We start from the raw sequence: 1,825 nt of genomic DNA, 5'->3' as shown, positions 1-1,825 counted from the left end.
CTTTGTTTGCGCGCCATGGGTGCGCTCTAACGGGTGAAAGTCCCGAACACGCCCAGATAGTGGGAAGTGTATAGCTGAACAGCAAGGGTGTCCATCGTGAGGTGGAATCTGAAGGAAGCTGTGAGCAAATCTCTGGTCCGACGGACAGAAATCACATATAAGGCTAGGCTACGAGAGATAAGTTGGCAAAGAACAACGAGGTCTAATAACTATCACATTTGTAGTAGCAGAGTAAATGTGGCGGATATATGGAGAGAAAGAGCGTGCGCCTTAAGCGTGGAGGTCTCACAGTGGTTTCATTAGCCTAGTAACAACGAACTGTGAGAAGTCAGCCGAACCCATAGTAGTGAAGAAGTTTCTGTAATGGAAATGGAGCGAAGGGGTGAACAATCAATAAGTTTGAGTATGTCTCGTATTGCAGAAATGACAACATCTGCCGTAACCAATCGGGGAAAGGTGGTCAAATCAAGCGAGGCGGAAAGGAAAGAACGCATGGACACAAGTAGTCTAATGGAGCAGATACTATCTAGCGATAATCTCAACAGAGCATATCTGCAAGTCGTACGAAACAAAGGTGCAGAGGGAGTGGACGGAATGAAGTACACAGAACTCAAAGAACATCTTGAAAAGAACGGCGATATCATCAAGGAACAGTTGAGGACAAGAAAGTATAAACCTCAGCCAGTACGAAGAGTGGAGATACCAAAGCCTGATGGTGGTGTCAGAAACCTAGGAGTACCAACAGTAACAGACAGATTCATACAACAAGCCATAGCACAGGTTTTAACACCAATCTATGAGGAACAATTTCATGACCACAGTTATGGATTCAGACCTAATAGATGTGCCCAGCAAGCAATCCTAACAGCGCTCGACATGATGAATGACGGTAATGATTGGATTGTAGATATTGACTTGGAAAAGTTCTTTGACACAGTTAATCACGATAAACTTATGACTATCGTAGGTAGAACTATAAAAGATGGTGATGTTATTTCTATCGTTAGAAAATACCTAGTCAGTGGAATTATGATTGATGATGAGTACGAGGACTCTATTGTGGGAACACCACAAGGAGGAAATCTTTCGCCTTTATTGGCAAACATCATGCTGAATGAACTTGATAAGGAGATGGAAAAGCGAGGGCTTAACTTTGTAAGATACGCAGATGATTGTATCATCATGGTTGGTAGTGAAATGTCTGCTAATAGAGTCATGAGAAATATCTCTCGATTCATCGAGGAGAAACTGGGGCTTAAGGTCAACATAAGCAAGAGTAAAGTGGACAGACCAAGTGGATTAAAATACCTTGGATTTGGATTCTACTTTGATCCAAGAGCACATCAGTTTAAAGCGAAACCACATGCCAAATCAGTAGCGAAGTTTGTGATACGAATGAAGGAGCTAACATGTCGTAGTTGGGGCGTCAGCAACAGTTACAAGATTGAGAAACTTAATCAGCTTATAAAAGGATGGGTTAACTACTTCAAATTAGGTAGCATGAAGGAACTTTGCAAGAAATTGGATGGAAATATAAGATTCAGGCTTCGCATGTGTATTTGGAAGCACTGGAAAACTCCAAAGAACAGGGCAAAGAACTTGATGAAGCTTAATGTGCCAAGATGGGCGGCTTTTAAAATCGCTTACAATGGCGACAGATATGCTAGACTTGCACACAATGGCTGGGTACAGAAAGCTATAAGCACAAAGAGACTAACCTCATTTGGATTAGTCTCAATGTTAGATTACTACACCGATAGGTGCGTTACTTGTTAAGTTGATTGAACCGCCGTATACGGAACCGTACGTACGGTGGTGTGAGAGG

At 42.4% G+C, this 1,825-nt stretch carries 1 protein-coding gene; it reads left to right on the top strand.

Annotated features, from left to right (window positions below; genetic code table 11):
- Positions 1-492 precede the first annotated feature (492 nt).
- A complete protein-coding gene (ltrA, locus tag BMX21_RS18930; RefSeq protein WP_027207773.1) occupies positions 493-1,776 on the top strand; it encodes a group II intron reverse transcriptase/maturase in 1,284 nt (427 codons plus the stop codon).
- The last annotated feature ends 49 nt before the right edge of the window (positions 1,777-1,825 follow it).

Origin of the sequence: Butyrivibrio sp. TB (assembly GCF_900110805.1) — a bacterium.
GTDB classification, from domain to species: domain Bacteria; phylum Bacillota; class Clostridia; order Lachnospirales; family Lachnospiraceae; genus Butyrivibrio; species Butyrivibrio fibrisolvens_C.
The sequence above is the reverse complement of the archived record's forward strand: the minus strand, read 5'-3'. Positions and strand labels throughout refer to the sequence as shown.